The organism is Janibacter melonis, from assembly GCF_003721155.3.
Taxonomy (GTDB): domain Bacteria; phylum Actinomycetota; class Actinomycetes; order Actinomycetales; family Dermatophilaceae; genus Marihabitans; species Marihabitans melonis.
In genome coordinates, this window is record NZ_CP044548.2 from 1247583 (window position 1) to 1269454 (window position 21872).

18 protein-coding genes and 2 riboswitches are annotated in these 21872 nt (G+C 75.5%); of the genes, 9 read left to right on the forward strand and 9 right to left on the reverse strand.

All coding sequences use genetic code 11. The features are described from left to right. Positions 1-29: 29 nt before the first annotated feature. Genes EEW87_RS05885 through rimP form a run of 3 tightly spaced genes read right to left on the reverse strand, consistent with a single transcriptional unit; the run spans position 30 to position 1987 of the window. On the reverse strand, positions 30-374 hold the full coding sequence (locus tag EEW87_RS05885; protein WP_083968753.1) for a YlxR family protein: 345 nt from the start codon (positions 372-374) through the stop codon (positions 30-32). Continuing rightward, entirely contained in the window at positions 367-1425 is a 1059-nt protein-coding gene (gene nusA, locus EEW87_RS05890) for a transcription termination factor NusA (protein ID WP_123092806.1), read from the reverse strand. The genes EEW87_RS05885 and nusA overlap by 8 nt, the downstream gene beginning before the upstream one ends. 7 nt (positions 1426-1432) lie before the next feature. Then, the gene (gene rimP, locus EEW87_RS05895) at positions 1433-1987 is read right to left on the reverse strand and encodes a ribosome maturation factor RimP (RefSeq protein WP_123092805.1); all 555 of its coding nucleotides are present in this window, start codon (positions 1985-1987) and stop codon (positions 1433-1435) included. A gap of 132 nt (positions 1988-2119) precedes the next feature. Here rimP and EEW87_RS05900 point away from each other — a divergent pair, with 132 nt between their 5' ends. Together EEW87_RS05900 and EEW87_RS05905 are read left to right on the forward strand one after the other, a co-directional pair. Then, positions 2120-2977: a hypothetical protein gene (locus EEW87_RS05900; RefSeq protein ID WP_123092804.1), complete on the forward strand. Its 858-nt coding sequence runs from the start codon at positions 2120-2122 to the stop codon at positions 2975-2977. A gap of 5 nt (positions 2978-2982) precedes the next feature. Next, a complete protein-coding gene (locus EEW87_RS05905) occupies positions 2983-3882 on the forward strand; it encodes an aminoglycoside phosphotransferase family protein (RefSeq protein ID WP_240341660.1) in 900 nt (299 codons plus the stop codon). Positions 3883-4057: 175 nt separating this feature from the next. Here EEW87_RS05905 and EEW87_RS05910 read toward each other — a convergent pair whose 3' ends face one another. After that, on the reverse strand, positions 4058-4657 hold the full coding sequence (locus tag EEW87_RS05910; RefSeq protein ID WP_163562386.1) for a histidine phosphatase family protein: 600 nt from the start codon (positions 4655-4657) through the stop codon (positions 4058-4060). A gap of 38 nt (positions 4658-4695) precedes the next feature. On the opposite strand from EEW87_RS05910, the gene EEW87_RS05915 reads away from it, so the two are divergent. Next, positions 4696-6180 (forward strand): cobyric acid synthase, encoded by a 1485-nt coding sequence (locus EEW87_RS05915; RefSeq protein WP_123092802.1) that lies wholly within the window; start codon positions 4696-4698, stop codon positions 6178-6180. After that, a complete protein-coding gene (gene cobF, locus EEW87_RS05920; protein WP_123092801.1) occupies positions 6177-6974 on the forward strand; it encodes a precorrin-6A synthase (deacetylating) in 798 nt (265 codons plus the stop codon). The genes EEW87_RS05915 and cobF overlap by 4 nt, the downstream gene beginning before the upstream one ends. A 55-nt stretch (positions 6975-7029) precedes the next feature. On the opposite strand, the gene bluB is transcribed toward cobF, so the two are convergent. Further along, positions 7030-8793 (reverse strand): 5,6-dimethylbenzimidazole synthase, encoded by a 1764-nt coding sequence (gene bluB / locus EEW87_RS05925; RefSeq protein ID WP_240341661.1) that lies wholly within the window; start codon positions 8791-8793, stop codon positions 7030-7032. Positions 8794-8807: 14 nt separating this feature from the next. Next, positions 8808-12518: a cobaltochelatase subunit CobN gene (cobN, locus tag EEW87_RS05930; RefSeq protein WP_123092800.1), complete on the reverse strand. Its 3711-nt coding sequence runs from the start codon at positions 12516-12518 to the stop codon at positions 8808-8810. 83 nt (positions 12519-12601) lie between these two features. Continuing rightward, positions 12602-12666: riboswitch (cobalamin riboswitch) on the reverse strand. 126 nt (positions 12667-12792) lie between these two features. On the opposite strand from cobN, the gene EEW87_RS05935 reads away from it, so the two are divergent. From EEW87_RS05935 to EEW87_RS05945, 3 genes are read left to right on the forward strand one after another with little or no spacing between them, the layout of a single operon-like run. Further along, complete coding sequence (locus EEW87_RS05935) at positions 12793-13920, forward strand: cobalamin biosynthesis protein CobG (RefSeq protein ID WP_123092799.1); 1128 nt, start codon at positions 12793-12795, stop codon at positions 13918-13920. Then, positions 13917-14585 carry a precorrin-8X methylmutase gene (locus EEW87_RS05940; RefSeq protein WP_123092798.1) on the forward strand — a complete coding sequence of 223 codons (669 nt, stop codon included), beginning with the start codon at positions 13917-13919 and terminating at the stop codon, positions 14583-14585. Before EEW87_RS05935 ends, EEW87_RS05940 begins: the two co-directional genes overlap by 4 nt. Then, the gene (locus tag EEW87_RS05945; protein ID WP_123092797.1) at positions 14582-16138 is read left to right on the forward strand and encodes a precorrin-2 C(20)-methyltransferase; all 1557 of its coding nucleotides are present in this window, start codon (positions 14582-14584) and stop codon (positions 16136-16138) included. Before EEW87_RS05940 ends, EEW87_RS05945 begins: the two co-directional genes overlap by 4 nt. A 4-nt stretch (positions 16139-16142) precedes the next feature. Here the strand turns inward: EEW87_RS05945 and EEW87_RS05950 are convergent, their stop codons facing one another. From EEW87_RS05950 to cbiE, 3 genes are all read right to left on the reverse strand, one after another. Further along, positions 16143-16700, reverse strand: a complete 558-nt coding sequence (locus EEW87_RS05950) for a thioesterase family protein (RefSeq protein WP_123092796.1) — start codon at positions 16698-16700, stop codon at positions 16143-16145. Positions 16701-16908: 208 nt separating this feature from the next. After that, positions 16909-17694, reverse strand: a complete 786-nt coding sequence (locus tag EEW87_RS05955; RefSeq protein ID WP_123092795.1) for a cobalt-precorrin-4/precorrin-4 C(11)-methyltransferase — start codon at positions 17692-17694, stop codon at positions 16909-16911. Then, positions 17691-18911 (reverse strand): precorrin-6y C5,15-methyltransferase (decarboxylating) subunit CbiE, encoded by a 1221-nt coding sequence (gene cbiE / locus EEW87_RS05960; protein WP_123092794.1) that lies wholly within the window; start codon positions 18909-18911, stop codon positions 17691-17693. Before cbiE ends, EEW87_RS05955 begins: the two co-directional genes overlap by 4 nt. Before the next feature lie 18 nt (positions 18912-18929). Beyond that, a riboswitch (cobalamin riboswitch) is annotated at positions 18930-19060 on the forward strand. Between the two features lie 52 nt (positions 19061-19112). Between cbiE and EEW87_RS05965 the strand changes: the two genes are divergently transcribed. Further along, on the forward strand, positions 19113-21242 hold the full coding sequence (locus tag EEW87_RS05965) for a VWA domain-containing protein (protein ID WP_123092793.1): 2130 nt from the start codon (positions 19113-19115) through the stop codon (positions 21240-21242). After that, entirely contained in the window at positions 21242-21856 is a 615-nt protein-coding gene (gene cobO, locus EEW87_RS05970) for a cob(I)yrinic acid a,c-diamide adenosyltransferase (RefSeq protein ID WP_123092792.1), read from the forward strand. Before EEW87_RS05965 ends, cobO begins: the two co-directional genes overlap by 1 nt. Positions 21857-21872: the final 16 nt, after the last annotated feature.

Consider the following 21872-nt stretch of genomic DNA (forward strand, 5'->3'; position numbering starts at 1 on the left):
AACCCGCTCTCGGTGTCTGTTCGGACGGTTCATCGCTGCGCGTGGTCTGCGACCCAGGACCGCAGGTCGTCGATCCCTCCGGGGCTGCAGCGCAGCGCCCGGGCGAAGGCCCGGCGACGTACGGCGAGGTCGAAGCACCGGAGGTCGGGGTGGAGCCATGCCCCACGTCCCGGCGCCCGGCGGCGCGGGTCCGGCACGAGGACGGTCAGACCGTCCGGGTGCGTCTCCGCGACAACTCGCAGCAAGATCGACCGGCTATCCGTGCCGCGGCACCCGATGCAGGTCCGCAAGGGACCCGAAGGGGCAGCCGGAGCCCGGAGTCCAGTCCGGTCGGTCTCCTCAAGTCTAGCGCGTCCGCCCGCGGCGTCAGGCACGCCCCGCCTCGGGCGCCCCGGAGGGGGCGGTGTCGGGACGGATGTCGATGCGCCAGCCGGTGAGCTTGGCGGCCAGGCGGGCGTTCTGCCCCTCCTTGCCGATCGCCAGGCTCAGCTGGTAGTCGGGCACGATGACGCGCGCCGAGCGCAGCGTGGGGTCGACGACCTCGACGGACTGGACCTTCGCCGGCGACAGCGCGGCGGCGATGAAGTCCTGGGGACGCTCGGAGTAGTCGACGATGTCGATCTTCTCGCCCTGGAGGTGGTCCATGACCGCCCGGACGCGCTGACCCATCGGGCCGATGCACGCCCCCTTCGCGTTGAGACCGGGCACCTTGGAGCGCACGGCGATCTTCGTGCGGTGGCCGGCCTCGCGGGCCAGGGCCGCGATCTCGACGCTGCCGTCGGCGATCTCGGGGACCTCGAGGGCGAAGAGCTTGCGCACGAGGTTGGGATGGGTGCGCGACAGGCCGATCTCCGGGCCGCGCATGCCGCGACGCACGGAGACGACGTAGGTCCGGATCCGCTCGCCGTGGACGTAGCGCTCCCCCGGCACCTGCTCGGCGAGCGGGAGGATGCCCTCGACGGTGCCGAAGTCGACGGTGACGTGGCGCGGGTTGGGGCTCTGCTGGATGACGCCGGCGACGATGTCGCCCTCGCGGCCGCGGAAGTCGCCGAGGACCGCCTCGTCCTCGACGTCGCGCATGCGCTGGACGATGACCTGGCGGGCCGTCGCGGCGGCCACCCGGCCGAAGTCGGAGGGGGTGTGCTCGAACTCGGGACCGACCTCGCGGCGCAGCCGCGGACGGACGGGCTCGCCGTCCTCGCCGACCTCGCCCTCGGGGGCGGGCTCCTCGACGACGGTCTCCTCGCGCGCCCACACGACGACGTGGCCGTGCTTGCGGTCGAGCTCGACCCGGGCGTGCTTGTAGGCGCCCGGGGTGTGGTGGTAGGCGCCGAGGAGCGCGGCCTCGATCGCCTCGACGAGCACGTCGAAGGGGATGTCGCGCTCGCGCTCGACCGCCCTCAGGGCGTGGATGTCGATGTCCATGGGTGTCCTACCTGCTCTCGTCGGGCTGCTCGGGCTGGTCGCTGGGCGACTCGGTCTCGTCCGCGTCCGGACGGCTGAACTCGACCTGGACCCGTCCGCGGGTGATGTCTGGGAGGGGGATCTCGACCTCGCTCGCCGGCGTCTTGCGCTCGGCGGGGATCTGCAGGCGAAGGGTGCTCGGCGTCACCTCGAGGACGCGGCCGGTGACCGGTCCCCCGTCGGTGCGCTCGACCTCGACGAGCCGGCCGAGGTTGCGGCGCAGGTGCTCGGGGGTCGTCAGCGGGCGGCTCACCCCGGGGGTGCTCACCTCGAGGGTGTAGGGCTGTGATCCGAGCGCGTCGCTCGCGTCGAGGACGTCGCTCACCGCGCGGGTGGCGTCGGCCACCTCGTCGAGCGAGAGCGGCTCCACCGGGTCGGTCCCGCCGAGCCCGTCGAGGGCGCGGTCGACGGTCACCCGGACGACACGACGACGCCCGGCCGGCGTCACGGTGACGTCGTCGACGACGACGTCCGCCCCCAGGGCGGGCGCGACCAGCTCGCGCAGATCGTGCTCAAGGCTCATGGGTGGGCCTTCCGTGTGAAGTTGAGGGGCCGGGCTGGCTGGTCACTCTAGCCCGGGAGCAGGGCGTCGCGCACGCCGCGACGGCGCGCTGGCGGTCCGGGAGCGACCCACCGGCCGTGGCAGCATGGCCCGGTGCCCGTGACCCCTTCGCCCTCCCGCCGAGCCCTCCTGCTCGGGACGGTCGCGGCGGTCTCGCTCGGCGGCTGCGGCGTCCGGCTCGAGGACGACGCCCCCGACATCCCGATCCTGCCCCGGCGCACCCCGGTGCCCGGCGAGGTCCCCCTGCTCGCCCTGCTCAGCTCGCTGTCGCACGAGAGCGCCGACGACAGCGTGCCGCAGGGCTCGGCCCCCGCGCGGGCGCAGGTGCTGCGCGCCTCGCTCGTCGAGCTCGAGGTGCCGGCGCGCGAGCTCGACGACGCCGAGGCGCGCGTCCCGACGTGGGGCGAGGGCGAGGACGTCGCCGTCTACGAGAGCGCGCTGCGCGAGTGCCCGCCCGGGCTCGTCCAGCAGGTCGGCAGCATGGCCGTCGGCCGGGTCTTGCGCGGTCCCGCGCGGCTGTGGGGACGCGACAGCGCGGCGGCGTGGTCGAGCACCGACGCGGCCGTCTCGGCCGCCGCCGACACCCGGGCCGCGACGTGGGTGCTCACCGTCGCCGCGGCGAAGGCCTCCGGCGCGGAGCAGACCCGGATCACCGACCTCGTCGACGACCTCGAGGACCTCCTCGCCCGCCAGGTGAGCGCCGGCGAGGACGACGGCAGCCGCGCCCCGCTCGGCTACGACCTCGAGGCGAGCACGCGCACCCCGCAGGCTCGCCGCGAGCTCGCGGCGACGGTCCTCGACCGGATGGCCGGCCGACTCGTCGCCCTCCTGCCCGATCTCGCGGAGGACCGGGACGCCGCGCACGAGGTCGTCACGTGGGCCGCCCGGGTCTACCGCCTCGGTCGGCCCTGGGGGGTCACGGTCGACGAGCTGCCGGGCTTCGGGTCCTGAGCCGGGTGGAGCTGCCCCCGGCCCTCGTCGAGGGTGTGCGCGGGCTCGAGCCCGACGGCGGCCCGAGCGGCGCCGACTGGGTGGACGCCCTGCCTGCCCTCCTCACCGCGGTGCTCGAGGACTGGGGTCTCGTGCCCGACGGCCCCGCGCGCCACGGGCGGACGGCGCTCGTCGTGCCCGTCGCGGGCGCGGACCTCCCGCGCGGCGGAGCCGCGCTGAAGCTCGTGTGGCCCCACGCCGAGGCGGCGACCGAGCACCTCGCGCTGCGCCGCTGGGACGGCGACGGCGCCGTGGGGCTCCTGCGAGCCGACCCCTCGCGCGGCGCGCTGCTCCTCGAGCGGCTGCGCGACGAGGACCTCACGCAGATGTGGGACGAGCAGGCCTGCGAGGTCGTCGCCGAGCTCTACGGACGGCTGCACGTCGCGCCCTACCCGCAGGCCCCGCGGCTGTCGACGTGGCTCGCGCACCAGTCCGAGGCGCTCGCCGCGTCCGGGGACGTGCTCCCCCGGCGGCTCGTCGCCCGGGCCCGCTCGCTCATGACGCAGATCGCGCAGGACCCCGCCTGCGACGCGACCCTCGTGCACACGGACCTCCACTTCGAGAACGTGCTCTCCGACGGCACCGACTGGGTGGCGATCGACCCCAAGCCGATGGCCGGGCACCCGGCCTTCGAGATCGCGCCGATGCTGGGCAACCGCACCGACGAGATGGGCACGGGGTCCTCCCTTCGCTACCTCGTGCGCCGCCGCGCCGAGGTGCTCTGCGAGCGCTCCGGGATCGCGTGGGAGCAGGCCCGCGACCACACCGTCGTGCGCGAGTGCGTCACCGCGATGTGGGCCACGCAGGCGGGCGACCGCGACCGTGTCTCGCTCGCGATGTCGCTCGTCAAGGCGCTCGAGGACTGACCCGCGCCTCACGGACCCGTGGCGGTCCCCCTTCGCCCGCTGAGCAAGACTTCCCCCGGCTCGGCACGAGTCTCGAACTCATGCTCACCGGGGGTTTATCGGGTGACCCGAGAAACCTGTGGCTGGTGGGGCGCCCGCGGAGCGGCCCGCACCCTTGGTCATCGTTCTGGACCGATCACCTGACCTCGTGCGTCGTCACCGATCCCGGCGGGACGGGCTCGTCCCAGTCGACGTCGCGGTGCGACGTCGAGCGCAGCCACGCCAGGGCCGCGCGGATCGTGTGCTCGTGGCTGATGACGACGAGGTGCTCGCGCTGCTCGAGCAGGGCCGGTGCCAGCCAGGCACCCACCCGCTCGAAGACGTCGTGCATCGACTCGCCCCCGCCCCAGCGCACCTCGCTGACGTGCTCTCCCTCGGGCACCGGCTCGGCGCGCAGCGTGCGCGCCTCGCGCCCCTCGAGGTCGCCGAGCGACTGCTCGCGCAGCCCCGGCTCGTGGCGCACCGAGGCCGTCCAGCCGGAGGGGCGGAGGGCGACGGCGAGGACCTGCGCGGTCTCGAGCGCACGGCGCAGGTCGCTCGACCACAGCCACAGCGAGCGCTCCCCGCGCGGCACCCCGATCCGGGAGCCGAGGGTGAGCCCGGCTCGCGCGGCGTCGGCCCGACCGGTCGCGGTGAGCTCGGCTTGGTCGGCGCCGCAGTAGGCCCCCTGGACCCGCCCGTCGCGGTTCCACGTCGACTCCCCGTGGCGGACGAGGTGCACGTGCGTCGGGCTCACGCGGGTCACGCTAGCCGCGGACCGTAGGGTGGCGCCTCGTGAGCGGGCTGCTGGTCACCGGGACCTCGTCGGACGCGGGCAAGTCGCTCGTCGTGACGGGGCTGTGCCGCGTGCTCGCGCGCCGTGGCCTGTCGGTCGCGCCCTACAAGGCGCAGAACATGTCGAACCACTCGATGGTGTGCCGCGACGGCTCGGAGATCGGGCGGGCCCAGCACCTCCAGGCCCAGGCGGCCGGGGTCGAGGCCACCTCCGCGATGAACCCCGTGCTGCTCAAGCCGGGCAGCGACCGACGCGCCCACGTCGTCGTCCGGGGCCGCCCCGCGGGCGAGCTGCGCGCCGGCGAGTACGCGACCGGTCGGGCCCACCTCGCACAGGCGGCCTTCGCCGCCTTCGAGGAGCTCGCGCAGACCTACGACGTCGTGGTGTGCGAGGGCGCGGGCTCGCCCGCCGAGATCAACCTGCGCGCCGGCGACTACGTCAACCTCGGCCTGGCCCAGCGCTTCGGGCTGCCGACGGTCCTCGTCGGCGACATCGACCGCGGCGGCGTCCTCGCCGCCCTCTACGGCACGTGGGCGCTCGTCTCCGACGACGACCGCCCCCTGCTCGCCGCCTACCTCATCAACAAGTTCCGCGGCGACGCCTCCGTCCTGCAGCCCGGCCTCGAGGAGATCACCCGCCGGACCGGCATGCCCTCGCTCGGGGTGCTCCCGTGGCTGCACGACGTGTGGCTCGACTCCGAGGACTCGCTGTCGATGGGCGCGTGGGGCGATGCCGACGACGGCGTGCCCGACGACGCCCGCCTGTCGGTCGCGGTCGTGCGCCTGCCGCGCACCTCCAACGGGACCGACGTCGACGCCCTCGCCGCGGAGCCCGGCGTCGACGTGCGCGTCACGGTCGACGCCGACCTCGCCCGCGAGGCCGACCTGCTCGTCCTGCCGGGCTCGCGCGCCACGACCTCCGACCTCGCCTGGCTGCGCCGCACGGGTCTGGCCGACGTCGTGCGCGACCGAGCCGCTCGCGGCGCCCCGGTGCTCGGCATCTGCGGCGGCTACCAGATGCTCCTCGACGAGATCGTCGACGACGGGGTCGAGGGCGACGGGACGGGGGGCGAAGGGGGTGCCCCGACCGGGTCCGTGGCCGGCCTGGGCCTGCTGCCCGGTCGCGTCGTCTTCTTCGAGGACAAGGTGCTCGCCCGCCCCACCGGCCGCTGGCGCGGCCACGACGTCGAGGGCTACGAGATCCACCACGGCGTCGTCACCCCCGAGGGCGGCGAGGACTTCCCCGGCGGTCACGCCGTCGGGCCGGTCATCGGCACGATCTGGCACGGCACCCTCGAGTGCGACGACTTCCGCCGTGAGCTGCTGCGCGAGGTCGCCACGACGACGGGGTCCCGGTGGGCCCCGCAGGCGGGGGCCTCCCCCTTCGCCGCCCGACGCGAGCAGATGATCGACGTGCTCGCCGACGCGATCGAGACCCACGTCGACGTCGACGCCGTCCTCGCCCTGGCCCAGGAGACCCGATGAGCACCCGCCGCATCCACGTCATCGGCATCGGGGCCGGCTCTCCCGAGCACGTCACCGCCGAGGCGGCCGCCGCGCTCGCCGAGGTCGACGTCTTCCTCGTCGCCGACAAGGGCGAGACCAAGGACGAGCTCGTCGCGCTGCGCCGCTCGATCTGCGAGCGCTTCGTGCCCGCCGACCACCCCTACGAGGTCGTCGCGGTGCCCGACCCGCAGCGCGGTCCCGACGCCGCCCGCGACGGCGCGCAGTACGCGAAGGGGGTGGCCGACTGGCACGCCGCCCGCACCGAGGCGTACGTGCGGGTCGTCGAGGGGCTGCCGCCCGAGGCGGTCGTCGGCTTCCTCGTGTGGGGCGACCCGGCCTTCTACGACAGCACGATCCGGGTGGTCGACGCGATCGGCGAGCGGCTCGCGACGACGGTGCGGGTCATCCCGGGGATCTCGGCCTTCCAGGCGCTGGCCGCCGCGCACGGCGTCGTCCTGCACCGGGTCGGCGAGCCGGTGCACATCACCACCGGGCGTCGGCTCGTCCACGACTGGACCCGGGCGGGCGAGGCCGGGCTCGACCTCGGCACCGTCGTCGTCATGCTCGACGGGCACCTGCGCTGCCGCGAGCTCGTCGCGACCGCCCCGGCGACGACGATCCACTGGGGCGCCTACGTCGGCATGCCCCAGCAGGAGCTGCGCTCCGGACGCCTCGACGAGGTGATCGACGACGTCGTCGAGCTGCGGGCCCGGCTGCGCGAGGAGCACGGCTGGGTCATGGACGTCTACGCGCTGACGCCGTCTCGGTCGTAGGTCTCGAGGCTCCTCGCTGCGCTCGTCGCACCTCGACCAGCGAGTCGGTGCAGGGTCAGCGGGTGCGGGCGGCGACCCGGCGCACGGCGAGTCCCTGGAGGACCAGCGACGCGGCGAGGCAGGCACCGACCCCTTCGCCCGAGCGCAGCCGCAGCGCGAGCAACGGCTCGAGACCGAGCTCGCGCAGGACGAGCGCGTGGGCGCGCTCGCGGCTCACGTGCCCCGCGAGCAGGTAGGCCTGCGCCGCCGGCTCGAGGCGTGACGCGACCAGCCCCGGCAGCGACCCGGCGAGGCCGTCGAGCACGACGGGCGCGCCTGCCGCGGCCGCACCGAGGGTGACCCCGGTGAGCAGCGCGATCTCCGGTCCGCCGAGCGCGGCGAGGAGGCGAAGGGGGTCGCGCTCCCATGCGGTGCGGGCGAGAGCGGACGCGACGACCTCGCGCTTGCGCGCGACCATCGCGGCGTCCGAGCCGGAGCCCAGGCCGACGGCGTCCTGCGGCTCGAGGTCGAGCAGGGCGCAGGCGAGGGCGGCGGCCACCGTCGTGTTGCCGACGCCGACCTCGCCGAGGCACACCAGACCCCTCGAGCCCGCGGACCGCCCGATCTCACGGCCGGCGGCGAGCAGGTCCGCGACGTCGGTGTCGCTCATCGCGTCGGCCGTCGCGAGGTCACCGCGCACCCCGGCCGGGCGGGCGTCGTGGGCGCCGCGCACCGGCGCGGCGACCCCGGCGTCGACGGCGACCACGGCGAGCCCGGCACCCGCAGCGGTCGCGGCGCCGAGCGAGCTGCCGGCCACCGTCGCCGAGAGGACGTCGTGCGTCGTCTCGGACGGGTAGGCGCTCACGCCGAGCGAGGTCACCGGGTGGTCGGCCCCGGCGAGCACGAGAGTGCCGCCGACGACGTCGCCCGCCCCGACCGCGAGCACCCGGCTCAGGGCGCGGTCGAGCACGCCGAGCGACTCCGGCGGCGAGAGCAGCTCGTCGGCGGCGTCGGTCGCGCCGACGAGACGCTCGGGCTGCGGGCCGCGCAAATGCGAGACGGGTCGGGCGGGCCCGCCCTCGTCGGCGGGCCAGCGCTCGCGCACGACCACCTCCTCGAGCGGCGCCCGACGCGACCACGCCGCGCGCTCCAGCCCCGGTGACGGGGGCCGCTCGTCGGGCCAGCCGAGGCACAGCCAGCCGAGGGTGACGACGCCGTCGGGCAGGGCGAGCAGGTCGGCGAGCTCGTCGGGCTCGAAGAGGGTCACCCAGCCCATCCCGAGCCCGTGCGCGCGGGCGGTGAGCCACATGTTCTCCACCGCGGTCGCGCACGACCACAGGTCGGCGTCGGGGTAGGTCGCCCGGCCGAGGACTCCCCCGGCCGGGACGCGCCGGTCACACGCGACGACGACGCCGACCGGCGCCTCGCGCAGGCCCTCGAGCTTGAGGTCGAGCATGCGCGCCGCCCGCTCCGAGGACAGGTGGGCGGCCTGCTGCGCCCGGCACCGGTCGGCCATCGCCGCGGCCCGGTCCCGGGTGGCGGGGTCGGTGACGACGACGAAGCGCCAGGGCTGCGAGTGCCCGACGCTCGGCGCCCGGTGGCCGGCCTCAAGGACCGCGGTGAGCAGCTCCTCGGGCACCAGGTCGGGTCGGAAGCGACGGATGTCGCGGCGCCCGGTGACGACCGCGGCGAGCGCCTCGGTGACGTCCTCGCCCATCGCCCAGCCGGCGGGGTCCTCGCGCCGCTGCGCCGCGCTGCTGGTGTCGCCGATCGTCGGGACCGGTCGGGCGTAGCGCCCGGTCCCCCCTTCGCGACCCGTCACCGCGTCGCGCTCGGACACCCCTTCGCCCTCGGTCACGCCCGGGCGTCCACCGCGCCGCCGACGCCCACGACGTCGTCCGCGTCGTCCTCGAGGTCGCCCTCGACGTCGAGGTAGACCTGCTGCATCTGGGTGATGACCTCGGGGTCGGGCTCCTGCCACAGACCGCGCTCGACGGCCTCGGTGAGCTTCTCGACGATGCCGCGCAGCGCCCACGGGTTGGCCCGGCGCATGAAGTCCTGCGTCGTCTCGTCGAGGACGTAGTCCTTGGCGATCCGGTCGTACATCCAGTCGTGCACGACCCCGGCGGTGGCGTCGAAGCCGAAGAGGTAGTCGACCGTCGCCGCGAGCTCGAAGGCGCCCTTGTACCCGTGGCGCTGCATCGCCGAGATCCACCGCGGGTTGACGACGCGGGAGCGGAAGACGCGGTTGGTCTCCTCCTGCAGCGTGCGGGTGCGCACGGCGTCCGGCGAGGTGGAGTCGCCGACGTAGGCCTTCGGCTCGGCGCCGGTGAGCGCACGGACGGTCGCGACCATGCCGCCGTGGTACTGGAAGTAGTCGTCGCTGTCGAGGATGTCGGACTCGCGGTTGTCGACGTTCTTCGCCGCGACCTGGATGCGCCGGTAGGTGCGCTCCATGTCCTCCGCGGCCGGCGCGCCGTCGAGGTCGCGGCCGTACGCGTAGCCGCCCCACGCCGTGTAGACCTGCGCGAGGTCGTCGTCGCTGCGCCACGTGCCCGACTCGACGACCTGGAGGATCCCCGCGCCGTACGACCCGGGCTTCGAGCCGAAGATGCGGGTGCGCGCGCGCCGCTCGTCGCCGTGGTCGGCGAGGTCGGCGGCGGCGTGGGCCCGCACGTGGTTGTCCTCCTCGCTCTCGTCGAGCCCGGCGACGAGTGCGACGGCGTCGTCGATGAGCGCGATGACGTGCGGGAAGGCGTCGCGGAAGAATCCGGAGATGCGCACGGTGACGTCGACGCGCGGTCGGCCGAGCTCCTCGAGCGGGATGGGGGCGAGCCCGGTGACCCGGCGCGACTGCTCGTCCCACACCGGCGTGACGCCGAGCAGGGCGAGGACCTCGCCGATGTCGTCACCGGAGGTGCGCATCGCGGAGGTGCCCCACATCGACAGGCCCACGCTGCGCGGCAGCTCGCCGGTGTCCTCGAGGTAGCGCGCGAGGAGCGAGTCGGCCATCGCGGTGCCGGTCTGGTAGGCCAGGCGCGAGGGGATGGCCTTGGGGTCGACCGAGTAGAAGTTGCGCCCGGTCGGGAGCACGTTGATCAGCCCCCGAAGGGGGGACCCGCTCGGCCCGGCGGGGACGTAGCCGCCGTCGAGGGCGTGCAGGACCATGGCGAGCTCGCGCTCGGTGCCTGCGAGGCGCGGCACGACCTGGGTCGCGGCGAACTCGAGGACGGCGACGACGCCGGCCGCGGCGTCGTCGCCGAGGTCGGGCTCGCACCGCGTGGCGACGCCAGCCGCGGCGTCGGCCCGCCAGTCGGCGGCCGCCAGGCCCTCGACGAGGCGACGGGCTCGCCCTTCGACCGCGTCGGTCTCGACGGTGCCCGCGTCCTCGGCGAGGCCGAGCGCGGCCCGAAGGCCGGGGACCGATCCGACCTGGCCGGAGAAGACCTGGGCGGCGCGCAGGACCGCGAGGACGAGGTTGACGAGCTCGTCGCCCTGGGGCGCCTGGCCGAGGACGTGGAGGCCGTCGCGGATCTGGACGTCCTTGATCTCGCACAGCCAGCCGTCGACGTGCATGACGAGCTCGTCGAAGCCGTCGGCGTCGTCGAGGTCGACGTCCTCGAGCCCGAGGTCGACGTGCATCTGCGCCGCGTGGATGAGCTGCCAGATCTCGCCGCGCAGGGCCGGCGCCTTCGCCGGGTCCATGACCGAGACGTTGCCGTACTCGTCGAGCAGCTGCTCGAGGCGGGCGATGTCGCCGTAGGACTCGGCGCGCGCCATCGGCGGCACGAGGTGGTCGACGATCGTCGCGTGCGCCCGGCGCTTGGCCTGGGTGCCCTCGCCGGGGTCGTTGACGAGGAAGGGGTAGACGAGCGGCAGGCTGCCGAGCGCGGCGTCGGTGCCGCACGAGGCGGACATCGCGAGGTTCTTGCCCGAGAGCCACTCGAGGTTGCCGTGCTTGCCGACGTGGACGACGGCGTGGGCGCCGAACTCCTCCTCGACCCAGCGGTAGGTCGCGAGGTAGTGGTGCGTCGGCGGCAGGTCGGGGTCGTGGTAGATCGCGATGGGGTTCTCGCCGAAGCCGCGCGGCGGCTGCACGAGGAGCGCGACGTTGCCCCGGACGATGGCGGCGGTGACGATCTCGCCCTTCGCGTCCCGGGTCGTGTCGACGAAGACCTCGCCGGGCGCGTCGCCCCAGTGCTGCGTCATCGCCTCGCGCAGGTCGGCGGGGAGCGCGTCGAACCAGCCGCGGTAGCGCTCGGCCGGGATGCGCACCTGGGCGCCCTCGACCTGCTCCTGGGTGAGCCACTCCTCGTCCTGGCCGCCGGCGGCGATGAGCTCGTGGATGAGCGCGTTGCCGGACGTCGTGTCGGGGGCCTCGCCCTCGACCTCGGGCAGCGGGTCCATGCCGACGAAGCCCTCGCCGAGGTCGTACCCGGCCTCGCGCATGAGACGCAGCAGGCGGATCGTCGACACCGGGGTGTCGAGGCCGACGGCGTTGCCCAGGCGCGAGTGCTTCGTCGGGTAGGCGGACAGGACGACGGCGATCTTGCGCTCGGCGACGGGGGTCGAGCGCAGCCGGGCGTGGTTGACCGCGATACCGGCGACGCGGGCGGCCCGCTCGGGGTCGGCGACGTAGTGCGGCAGGCCCTCGTCGTCGATCTCCTTGAAGGAGAAGGCGACCGTGATGAGCCGTCCGTCGAACTCGGGGACGGCGACCTGGGTCGCGACGTCGAGCGGGCTCATGCCGTCGTCGGAGGCCTGCCAGTCGGCCCGGCTCCACGTGAGGCACAGGCCCTGGAGGATCGGGATGTCGAGCGCGGCGAGGCGCTCGACGTCCCACGCCTCGTCGTCCTCGCCGGCGGAGGCGGTCGCCGGCTTCGTGCCGCCCGCGGCGAGGACCGTCGTCACGAGCGCGTCGAGGGTGCCGAGGTGCTCGAGCAGCCCGTCGGGGGCGTCGCGCAGCGACGCGGAGTGCACGACGACGCCGTGCCCGCCGGCCGCGTCGATCGCGTCGGCGAGCGCGTGCGCGTAGGCGGTGTTGCCCGCCGCGTACTGGGCCCGGTAGATGAGCACGCCGACGCGCGGGCGGACCGCGCCGTCGGGCAGCGGCTCGGGCTCCGGGCGCTCGAGGACGCCCCACTGGGGCAGGGCCTTCGGGGCCTCGAAGCCCTCGCCGGTGAGGAGCAGGGTGTCGCCGAGGAAGGCGTGCAGCTGCGCGACGTTGTCGGGGCCGCCCTCGGCGAGGTAGCGGTGGGCCTCGGCGACGACGCCGGCCGGCACGGTCGACATCTCCATGAGGGCCGCGTCCGGCTCCTGGGTGCCGCCGACGACGACGAGCCGCGCACCCTGCTCGGCGAGCCGGCGGAAGCCGCTGCACAGGTCGTCCGGGGTGCCGAGGATGCGGGCGACGACGACGTCCGCGGAGGCGATGAGCTCGCCCATGTCGGTGTGCCCGGGACGGGCGGGGTTGGCCAGCACCACGTCGATCCCGTGGGTGCGAGCAGCCTCTCGGGCGCTCAGCAGGTCGGTGTCGGAGGTGGACAGCAGGGCGAGCGTGGTCACGTCGGTGACTCCTCTGGCAGGGATCCGCGCCCCGCAGTCGAAGGGAGGGACCCAGACGTGTCGTCCGGGCCGGCCGACCAGGCGTGTCTGACTCGCGAAGGGGATTCGCTCACAGTGGCGGGACCGTCCCGGAGTCGCACCGGGTTCCGCGCAGATCGACCGTGACGCACCCTACCGGGGTCGCTCGGGGTCCTCGCGAGGCGCGTCGGCGAGGACCCTGGGGCGCCCCCAGGGCATCGGCGGGAGGTCGGCGCGACGCGTAGGCTGCACCGCCGTGACCACCCGATCGCCCGCTCGCGACGGCGCCGACCGGTGCCCGGGGCTGCTCTCGCCCTTCGTCTCGGCGGACGGCGCGATGGTCCGGTTGCGGGTGCCCGGTGGTCGCGTCGCCGCCGCTGATCTCGTCGAGATCTCCTCTCTCGCACGCCGATTCGGCGACCCCGACGTCACGCTCACCTCGCGCGGCAGCCTCCAGCTGCGCGGCCTGCCGAGCCCGCTCCCCCGCGAGCTCGTCACCGCGATCGGCGCGCTCGGACTCGTCCCGTCGGCGGCGCACGACAAGGCACGCAACGTCGTCGCCGACCCTGCGCCCGCCCTCGACGACCTCGTCCACGAGCTCGACGAGGCGCTGCTCGCCGACGACGCGCTCGCCGCTCTGCCCGGGCGCTTCTTGCTCGCCGTCGCCGCGCCCGGCGGGGCCGTGCTCGGCGAGCCGTGGGACGTCGCGGTCGTCGACGAGGGGGCGATAGCGCGCGTGCTCGTCGACGGACGCGCCCTCGTCGTGCCCCGCGCGGACGCCGCGACGACCGTCCTCGACGTCGCGCGCCGCTTCCTCGCCGTCCGCGGCGGGGAGCGGGTGTGGAACGTCCGCGACCTGACCGCCGAGGACCGGGCGGCCCTGCTGCCGGGGGCCTCACCCTTCGTCGTCGACGTCGAACCTCCTCCCCCCGCCGGCCCGCTCGGCGAGGACCTCGTCGTCCTCGTGCCGCTGGGTCTGCTCACCCCCGCCATGGCCGCCGCGCTGGCGGGGACGGTGACCGCGGCCGTGGGCGGCCTCACACCTCCCCTGCGGATCACCCCGTGGCGCTCGGCCCTCGTCCCGGGAGGCGCTGCGCGCGCCCACGAGCTCGCCGCCGCCGGCCTCGTCGTCTCCCCCGGCTCGCCGTGGGCGGTGCTCACGGCCTGCGCCGGGGCCCCCGCCTGCGCCCGCACGACGACGCCGACCCGCGAGGTGGCCCGCGCGGCGGCGACCCTCTTCGACCCCTTCGGCCCGCCCGTCCACGTCATCGGCTGCGACCGGGCGTGCGGGCACCCCGCTCGTCCGCACACGACCGCGCTCGACCCGACCTGCGCCGACGACGTCGTCCGCGCGCAGCGCCGCACCCCTGAGGAGCCCACGTGACCACCCTTCGCCGACCGACCCGGCGGCACGACTACGTGACCGACGGCCAGGAGATCTACCGGCGCTCCTTCGCGATGATCCGCGAGGAGACCGACGTCTCCGGGCTGCCGGCGAGCCTGCACGGTGCCGCGGTGCGCATCGTCCACGCCGCCGGCGACGTCGAGATCACCCGTGACATCGCCGCGCACCCCGAGGTCGCGACGGCGGCGCTCGCCGCGCTCGTCGCCGGGGCACCCGTGCTCACCGACAGCAACATGCTCGCCTCGGGCGTCACCCGCCGGCGGCTGCCCGCCGACAACGACGTCGTCTGCACGCTGCGCGACGAGCGCGTACCGGGGCTCGCCGCGGCCTGGGAGACCACCCGCGCCGCCGCCGCCGTCTCGTTGTGGGAGGACCGGCTCGAGGGCGCTGTCGTCGCGATCGGCAACGCCCCGACCGCGCTCTTCCACCTGCTCGAGATGCTCGCCGACGGCGCGCCCCGGCCGGCGGCGATCATCGGGATGCCCGTGGGCTTCGTCGGCTCCGCCGAGTCGAAGGTCGCGCTCGCCGAGCACGACCTGCCCGGCGGGCCGGTGCCGTGGCTCGTCGTCCACGGGCGTCGCGGCGGCTCGGCCATGGCGGCCGCGGCCCTCAACGCGCTCGCCAACCCGGACGAGCTCGCATGAGCGAGGAGGCGCGGGGGCGCTTCTACGGCGTGGGGATCGGGCCCGGCGACCCCGAGCTCGTCACTCTCAAGGCCGCCCGGGTCATCGCCGAGGCCGACGTCGTGGCGTACCACGCGGGCACCGGCAAGCAGTCGATGGCGCGCTCCATCGCCGCCGACCTCATCCCCGAGGGGGTGCTCGAGGAAGAGCTGCGCTACCCCGTGACGACGGGCTTCACCGACCACCCGCGGGGCTACTACGGCGCGCTCTCGGACTTCTACGACGAGTGCGCCGACCGGCTCGAGGCGCACCTGGCCGCCGGGCGCTCGGTCGTCGTCCTCGCCGTCGGCGACCCCCTCTTCTTCGGGTCCTTCATGTACGTCCACGACCGGCTCAGCCCGCGCTACCCGACCGAGGTCGTGCCCGGGATCACCGCGCTGTCGGCGGCCACCGCCGCGGTCGCCACCGGTCTGTGCCGGCACGAGGACACCCTCACCGTGCTGCCCGGCACGCTCGCCGTGCCCGAGCTCGCCCGTCGGCTCGCGGACACCGACGCGGCGATCATCATGAAGCTCGGGCGGACCTTCGCCGGGGTGCGCGAGGCGCTGCGCCAGGCGGGGGTGCTCGAGCGCGCGGTCTACGTCGAGCGCGCGTCCGGCCCGGGCCAGGTCGTCCTGCCCGCGGCGGAGGTCGACGAGGGCCGGGTGCCGTACATGTCGCTCGTCGTCGTGCCCGGCGAGGGGCTGCGCGACGACGCGGCCGGTCGGGCCGCGGACTTCGCCCGGCTGACAGCCGGGTCGCCCGAGGTGGCGGACACCCCTTCGTCGCCGGGCACGGTCCACGTCGTCGGGCTCGGCCCCGGCCCGGACCACTGGCTCACCCCGCAGGCCTCGCAGGTGCTCGCCGAGGTCGACCACGTCGTCGGCTACGCGCCCTACGTCGCGCGGGTGCCGCAGCGCGAGGGCCTGACCCGTCACCCGTCGGGCAACTCCGTCGAGGTCGACCGCGGGCGGCTGTGCCTCGACCTCGCCCGACGCGGCGAGCACGTGGCGCTCGTGTCCGGCGGCGACGCTGGTGTCTTCGGCATGGCGACGGCGCTCTTCGAGGCGCGGGAGGCGGCGCTGCGCGAGGACGAGGGCTTCGGTCACGTGCCGGTGCAGGTCGTGCCCGGGGTCACCGCCGCGCACGCCGCGAGCGCGCTCGTCGGCGCGGTGCTCGGCGGCGACCACGCCCTGGTCAACCTCAGCGACAACCTCAAGCCGTGGGAGGTCCTCGCCGACCGGCTCACCGCGCTCGTCACGCGCGACATCAGCGTCGCGCTCTACAACCCGCGCTCGCGCTCGCGCCCCGACACCCTCGGCGCCGCGCGCGACCTGCTCGTCGACGCCGTCGGCCCGGACCGGGTCGTCGTCGTCGCCCGCCACGTGGGTCGCGAGGAGGAGTCGGTGACGGTGACGACCCTGGGAGGTCTCGACGTCGACGCCGTCGACATGGGCTGCCTCGTCGTCGTCGGGGCCTCGACGACCCGGGTCGACGACGACGGTCGGGTCTGGACCCCGCGTTCCGTCGGCTGAGCCCTCACGCCCAGAAGGGCGGAGGTCCTGCCGGTGCGTCCGCACGCGGCGAGGGCAGCCGCGCGCCGTCTCCCCACCCCTTCGCCCAGGTCGGCAGCGCCGAGGGCGGCGGCTCGACCCGCAGGAGGGACCACAGGCGGTCGGTGTCGACCCCGCGACCGCGCTGGAGGAATCGCATCCGCACGAGCGCCTGCGCGCACACCTGGCCGTCGACGACGAAGCGCTGCTCGAAGGTCACGCTCACGCGGTCCCACCCCGCCACCGCGCTGTGCAGCTCGAAGGCCTGGAGCGGGCGCAGCGACGTGCGGAAGGTGATCGTCTCCTGCATGACGACCGGCGAGAGGCGGTGCCGCAGCTGCGCGCGCGCCCACCCCGAGCGCACGGCGAGGTCGAGCCGGCCGAGGTCGGCGATCGAGAGGTAGACGCCGTTGTTCATGTGCCCGGCGAGGTCGATGTCGTTGAGCAGCACCCGCAGCGGCAGGACGGCGTGCTCCCCCGGGCCGACGGGTCCGCGACGCCGGGCGGTCGTGACGGTCCAGGCGGTGCGCAGCAGGCGGTTCAACTCACGGTCCTCGGGTGGGTGGCGGGGCGGGGGTCATCCTGCCCCGAGCCCCGTGCCGACCCGCGCGCGGGGCGCTCAGCAAGAGTTACCCCTGGTGAGCAGGAGTCTCGTACTCATGCTCAGCGGGGGTTTATCGGGTCACCCGAGAAACCTGGGGCGGGTGGGACTCTGGGGCGGGTGGGGCGGGTGGGACTCGGGGGCGAAGGGGTCAGCGGAGGCCGCCGTCCTCGGCCGCCCGGGCCGCGGCGGAGGGGCCGGCCGCGCGCAGCCGCGAGTAGAGGTGCGACTCGACGAAGCCCTCGGCCCGCAGGGCCCACCCGACGAGGACGACCGCGGCCTGGCGGATGTCGTGCGCCTCGACCTGGTCGGCGATGTCGGTGAGAGTCCCGTGCAGCACGAGCTCCTCGGGCTGCTCGACGCGGTAGGCGACGACGGCGGGGCAGTCCTCGCCGTAGTGCACCGCGCAGCGCTGCGCGAGCTCGCGCACCCGCCGCACGGCGAGGTGGAGCGCGAGGGTCGCGCCGGTCGCGGCGAAGGCCTCAAGGCTCTCGCCCGTCGGCATCGCCGTCGAGTCGCGCTGGGCGCGGGTGAGCACGACCGACTGCGCGACCTCGGGCACCGTGAGCTCGCGCCCGATCCGGGCGGCGGTCGCCGCGTAGGCCGCGACCCCGGGCGTGACGTCCCACGGCACGCCCGCGGCGTCGAGGCGGCGGGTCTGCTCGGCGAGCGCCGAGTAGACGGACGGGTCTCCGGAGCACAGCCGGGCGACGTCCTCGCCGCGCCCGTGCGCCGCGACGACCTCGGCGACGATCGCGTCGAGGTCGAGGTCCTGGGTGTCGACGAGACGCGCGTCGTCGGGGCAGTGCTCGAGCACGGCGGCGTCGAGATAGCTGCCCGCGTAGAGGCACAGCCGGCTCTGCGCGAGGAGCCGGGTCGCCCGCAGCGTGAGCAGGTCGGCGGCCCCGGGGCCGGCACCGATGAAGTGGACGGTCATGACGCTCCGTGGGGTCGGGTGACGGCGAGCTGGACGACGGCGCGGGCGGGCGTCCACGACAGGTAGCGACCGAGCGGGACGGCCCGCTCGACGCTCACCCGGGTGAGCTCGCCGCCGGTACGGCCGTGGGTGGCGACGAGCGCGCCCTCGCCCTCGAGGGTCACGGCGTGCGCGACGAGCCGCCCGCCGACGGGCAGCGCCTGCCACGACCGCTCGAGGACGTCCTCGTCGAGCCCGCCGCCGACGAAGACGGCGTCGGGAGCGGCGAAGGGGGTGAGATCGGTAGTCGTCGTGTCGCCGACGACGACCTCGACGCGCCCGGCCAGCCCGAGGGCGGCGGCGTTGTCGCGGATGCGCTGGGCTCGGGTGGGGTCGCGCTCGACGCAGGTCGCGCTCGTCCGCTCCGCGGCGAGGCACCACTCGAGGGCGACCGAGCCGTTGCCGGCACCGAGGTCCCACAGGTGGGCACCGGCGGTGGGGCGCAGCCGGGCCAGGGCCGAGGCCCGCACGTCACGCTTGGTCAGCTGGCCGTCGTGGGCGATGAAGTCCTCGGGGCGACCGGGCACGGGTCCCGCGGTCGGCGAGACCGCGGCGGGGTCGTCGGCGCGCACCTCGACGCAGCAGAGCACGAGGTCGTCGGTCCGACCGGCGAAGGCGTCGGCCCGCTCGCTGCGGGCTCCCTCGTCCGGCCCGCCGAGGTGCCAACGTGCGGTGAGCGTGCTCGCGCCCCAGCCGCTCTCCGCGAGCAGGGCGCCGAGACGCGCGGGGTCGGCGCCGTCGGAGCAGAGGACGACGAGCCGGGCGGCGGGGGCGAGATGGGGCAGGACCGCGCGCAGGTCGCGCCCGACCGCCGTGACGACCGTCGCGCTCTCCGCGGACCAGCCCTGGCGCGCCCGCGCGAGGGCGTCGCTGCCCACCGCCGGGTGGACCCGCACGGCGTCGGCCCCGAGCAGGTCGACCAGCGTCGTCGCGATGCCGGAGCGCAGCGGGTCGCCGCTCGCGAGGGCGACGGCGTCGCCCGTCGCCCGCAGGAGCTCGGGCAGACCGGCGCGAAGGGGGCTCGGCCAGGTGACGAGCTCGGCGCCGGGTGCGTGGGGAGCCAGGAGGTCGAGGTGGCGGCGCCCGCCGATGAGGGTCGACGCACCCGCGACGAGGCGGCGACGCGCCCCGTCCAGGCCGTCCCACCCGTCGTCACCGACACCCACGACCTCGATCACGGTCGCCCACCCTAGGCCCCTTCGCGGTTGTGAGAGGATCGCGCCCGGCGCAGCCAACCGAGGAATCCGGTGCGAATCCGGAGCGGTCCCGCCACTGTCACGGCCCTCTGGGCCCGAGCCAGACACTCGGTCTGCACCCGTCACCGTCACCCGCGGCGACGTCATCGACCGGCGAGCGTGGACACTCGCCAGGAGGCAGCCGTGACGGCTCTTGGCCAGCGCACCCCGACCTACCCCTTCACCGCCCTCGTCGGCGCCGACGAGCTGACGACCGCCCTGCTCCTCAGCGCGATCTCCCCGGAGATCGGAGGGGTGCTCGTGCGCGGGGAGAAGGGCACCGCGAAGTCGACCGCCGTCCGCGCCCTCGCGGCCGTCCTGCCCGAGCAGCACGTCGCGCTCGGCTGCCGCTTCGGGTGCGACCCCGACCGTGCCGAGGACTGCCCGGACGGCCCCCACGACGGACCCGGCACGACCCGACCCGCCCGTCTCGTCGAGCTCCCCGTCGGCGCCACCGAGGACCGCGTCGTCGGCTCGCTGGACCTGCGTCGCGCGCTCGGAGAGGGCGAGGCCGCCTACCAGCCCGGTCTGCTCGCCGAGGCGCACCGCGGGATCCTCTACGTCGACGAGGTCAACCTCCTGCACGACCACCTCGTCGACGTCCTGCTCGACGCCGCCGCGATGGGCCGCAACACCGTCGAGCGCGACGGGGTCTCGATCTCCCACCCCGCCCGGATCACCCTCGTCGGCACGATGAACCCCGAGGAGGGCGAGCTGCGCCCGCAGCTGCTCGACCGCTTCGGGCTCACCGTGCACGTCGCCGCGAGCCGCGACCCCCGTGAGCGGGCCGAGGTCGTGCGTCGCCGGCTCGCCGCCGACGCCGACCCGGTCGGCTTCGCCGCCGGCTACGAGCGCTCCGAGGTCGAGCTCACCGAGCGCATCGCCGCCGCCCGCGCCGGCGTGCGCGAGGTGGTCCTCGACGAGCGGACGCTGCGCACCGTCGCACGGGTGTGTGCCGGCTTCGACGTCGACGGCCTGCGCGCCGACATCGTCACCGCTCGCACGGCGGTCGCCCACGCGGCCTGGCAAGGACGCACGCACGTGACCCGCGAGGACATCCGTGCCGCGGCCCTGCTCGCCCTGCCGCACCGCCGCCGGCGCTCCCCCTTCGACGCGCCCGGTCTCGACGAGGACCTCCTCGACCGGCTCCTCGACGAGGAGCCGGAGGACGACCCGCCCGGCGGCGACGAGCCCGAGGACGGCCCCGACGAGCAGCCCGACGGCGGCCGGCCCGACGACGAGCAGCGCGACGGCGACGGCCGGACCACCGGCGGGCCGCCCCCCACCCCCGACGGGTCCGACGACACCCCGCCGAGCGGGCGCGCCGACAGCGCTCCCGAGGCGAGCGCCGAGGACCACGGCGTTCAGGACGAGCCGGCCCCAGCGACGGACGACACCCCGCCCACCGGCGCTGCTGCCGCACCGGTCGGGACCGCGAGCGCCCAGGCGCCCTACCGCGCCCGCCGCCTCGAGCTCGCCGGCGTCGGGTCCGGTCCCTCGGGCCGCCGCTCCCCCGCCCTCACCCCGCGCGGCCGGGTCGTCGGCACGCACCCGGCCGGCCAGGAGCCGGCGGGCGCGCCCGTGCACCTCACCGCGACGCTGCGCGCCTCCGCCGCACGACGGGCCGCCCGCACCGGGCCGGCCCGCGTCACCGGTGACGACCTGCGCCACGCCGTGACCCGCGGGCGCGAGGCCAACCTCGTGCTCCTCGCCGTCGACGCCTCCGGCTCGATGGCCGCCCGACGCCGGATGGGCGAGGTCAAGACGGCCGTGCTCTCGCTGCTCCTCGACGCCTACCAGCGCCGCGACCGGGTGGGTCTGGTGACCTTCCGGGGCGCGCAGGCCGAGGTCGCCCTGCCGCCCACCTCGTCCGTCGACGCCGCCGCCGCGCGGCTCGCGCAGCTGCCCCACGGCGGGCGCACCCCGCTCGCCGAGGGCCTGACCCAGGTCGCCCGGGTCGTCGCCCGCGAGCAGGTCCGCGACCGCCACCAGCGCGCGCTCGTCGTCGTCGTCACCGACGGCCGGGCCACCGCCGGGGCGGATGCCCTCGCCCGCGCCCGGGTCGTCGCCGACGGCTGGTCGCGCGCCGTGCCGACCGCGCAGACCGTCGTTGTCGACTGCGAGTCCGGCCGCTTCCGGATGGGTCTGGCCGCCGACCTCGCCCGCCGCATGGGCGCCGAGCACATCGCGCTCGAGCAGGTCGCCGCGAGCGGTCTCGTCGAGATCGTCACCGACCGCACGGGCACCGGGCGCACCGGCCGGAGCGCCGCCTGATGGCGCAGGGACGCACCCCCGTCACCCCGGCCGACGGCCTGACCACCCGTCAGCGCCGCACCTCGCCCCTCGTCGTCGTCCACGGCGGGTCCGGCAAGGGCAAGTCGACCGCCGCCTTCGGGCTCGCCCTGCGCGGGTGGAACCAGGGCTGGTCGATCGGGGTCTTCCAGTTCGTCAAGTCGGCGAAGTGGCGGATCGGCGAGGAGGAGGCCTTCGCGGCGCTCGGCCGGCTCCACGAGCAGACCGGCGAAGGGGGCCCGGTCGAGTGGCACAAGATGGGCTCGGGCTGGTCGTGGTCGCGCAAGGCGGGCTCCGAGGAGGACCACGCCGCCGACGCCCGTGAGGGGTGGGCCGAGATCAAGCGCCGGCTGTCCGAGGAGACGCACACCGTCTACGTCCTCGACGAGTTCACCTACGTCATGAAGTGGGGCTGGGTCGACGTCGACGAGGTCGTCGAGACCCTGACGAGCCGGCCGGGCTACCAGCACGTCGTCATCACCGGTCGTGACCCGCACCCGCGCCTGCTCGAGATCGCCGACGTCGCGACCGAGATGACGAAGATCGCCCACCCCTTCGACCGCGGTCAGAAGGGTCAGCGGGGCATCGAGTGGTGAGGGAAGCGCGAGTGGT

What these genes read in the sequence shown, in the direction of transcription:
- nusA (WP_123092806.1), bottom strand. Translation starts at nt 1,425, where the DNA reads ATGGACATCGACATCCACGCCCTGAGGGCGGTCGAGCGCGAGCGCGAC.
- rimP (WP_123092805.1), bottom strand. Translation starts at nt 1,987, where the DNA reads ATGAGCCTTGAGCACGATCTGCGCGAGCTGGTCGCGCCCGCCCTGGGG.
- cobF (WP_123092801.1), top strand. Translation starts at nt 6,177, where the DNA reads ATGAGCACCCGCCGCATCCACGTCATCGGCATCGGGGCCGGCTCTCCC.
- EEW87_RS05945 (WP_123092797.1), top strand. Translation starts at nt 14,582, where the DNA reads ATGAGCGAGGAGGCGCGGGGGCGCTTCTACGGCGTGGGGATCGGGCCC.
- EEW87_RS05955 (WP_123092795.1), bottom strand. Translation starts at nt 17,694, where the DNA reads ATGACCGTCCACTTCATCGGTGCCGGCCCCGGGGCCGCCGACCTGCTC.
- cobO (WP_123092792.1), top strand. Translation starts at nt 21,242, where the DNA reads ATGGCGCAGGGACGCACCCCCGTCACCCCGGCCGACGGCCTGACCACC.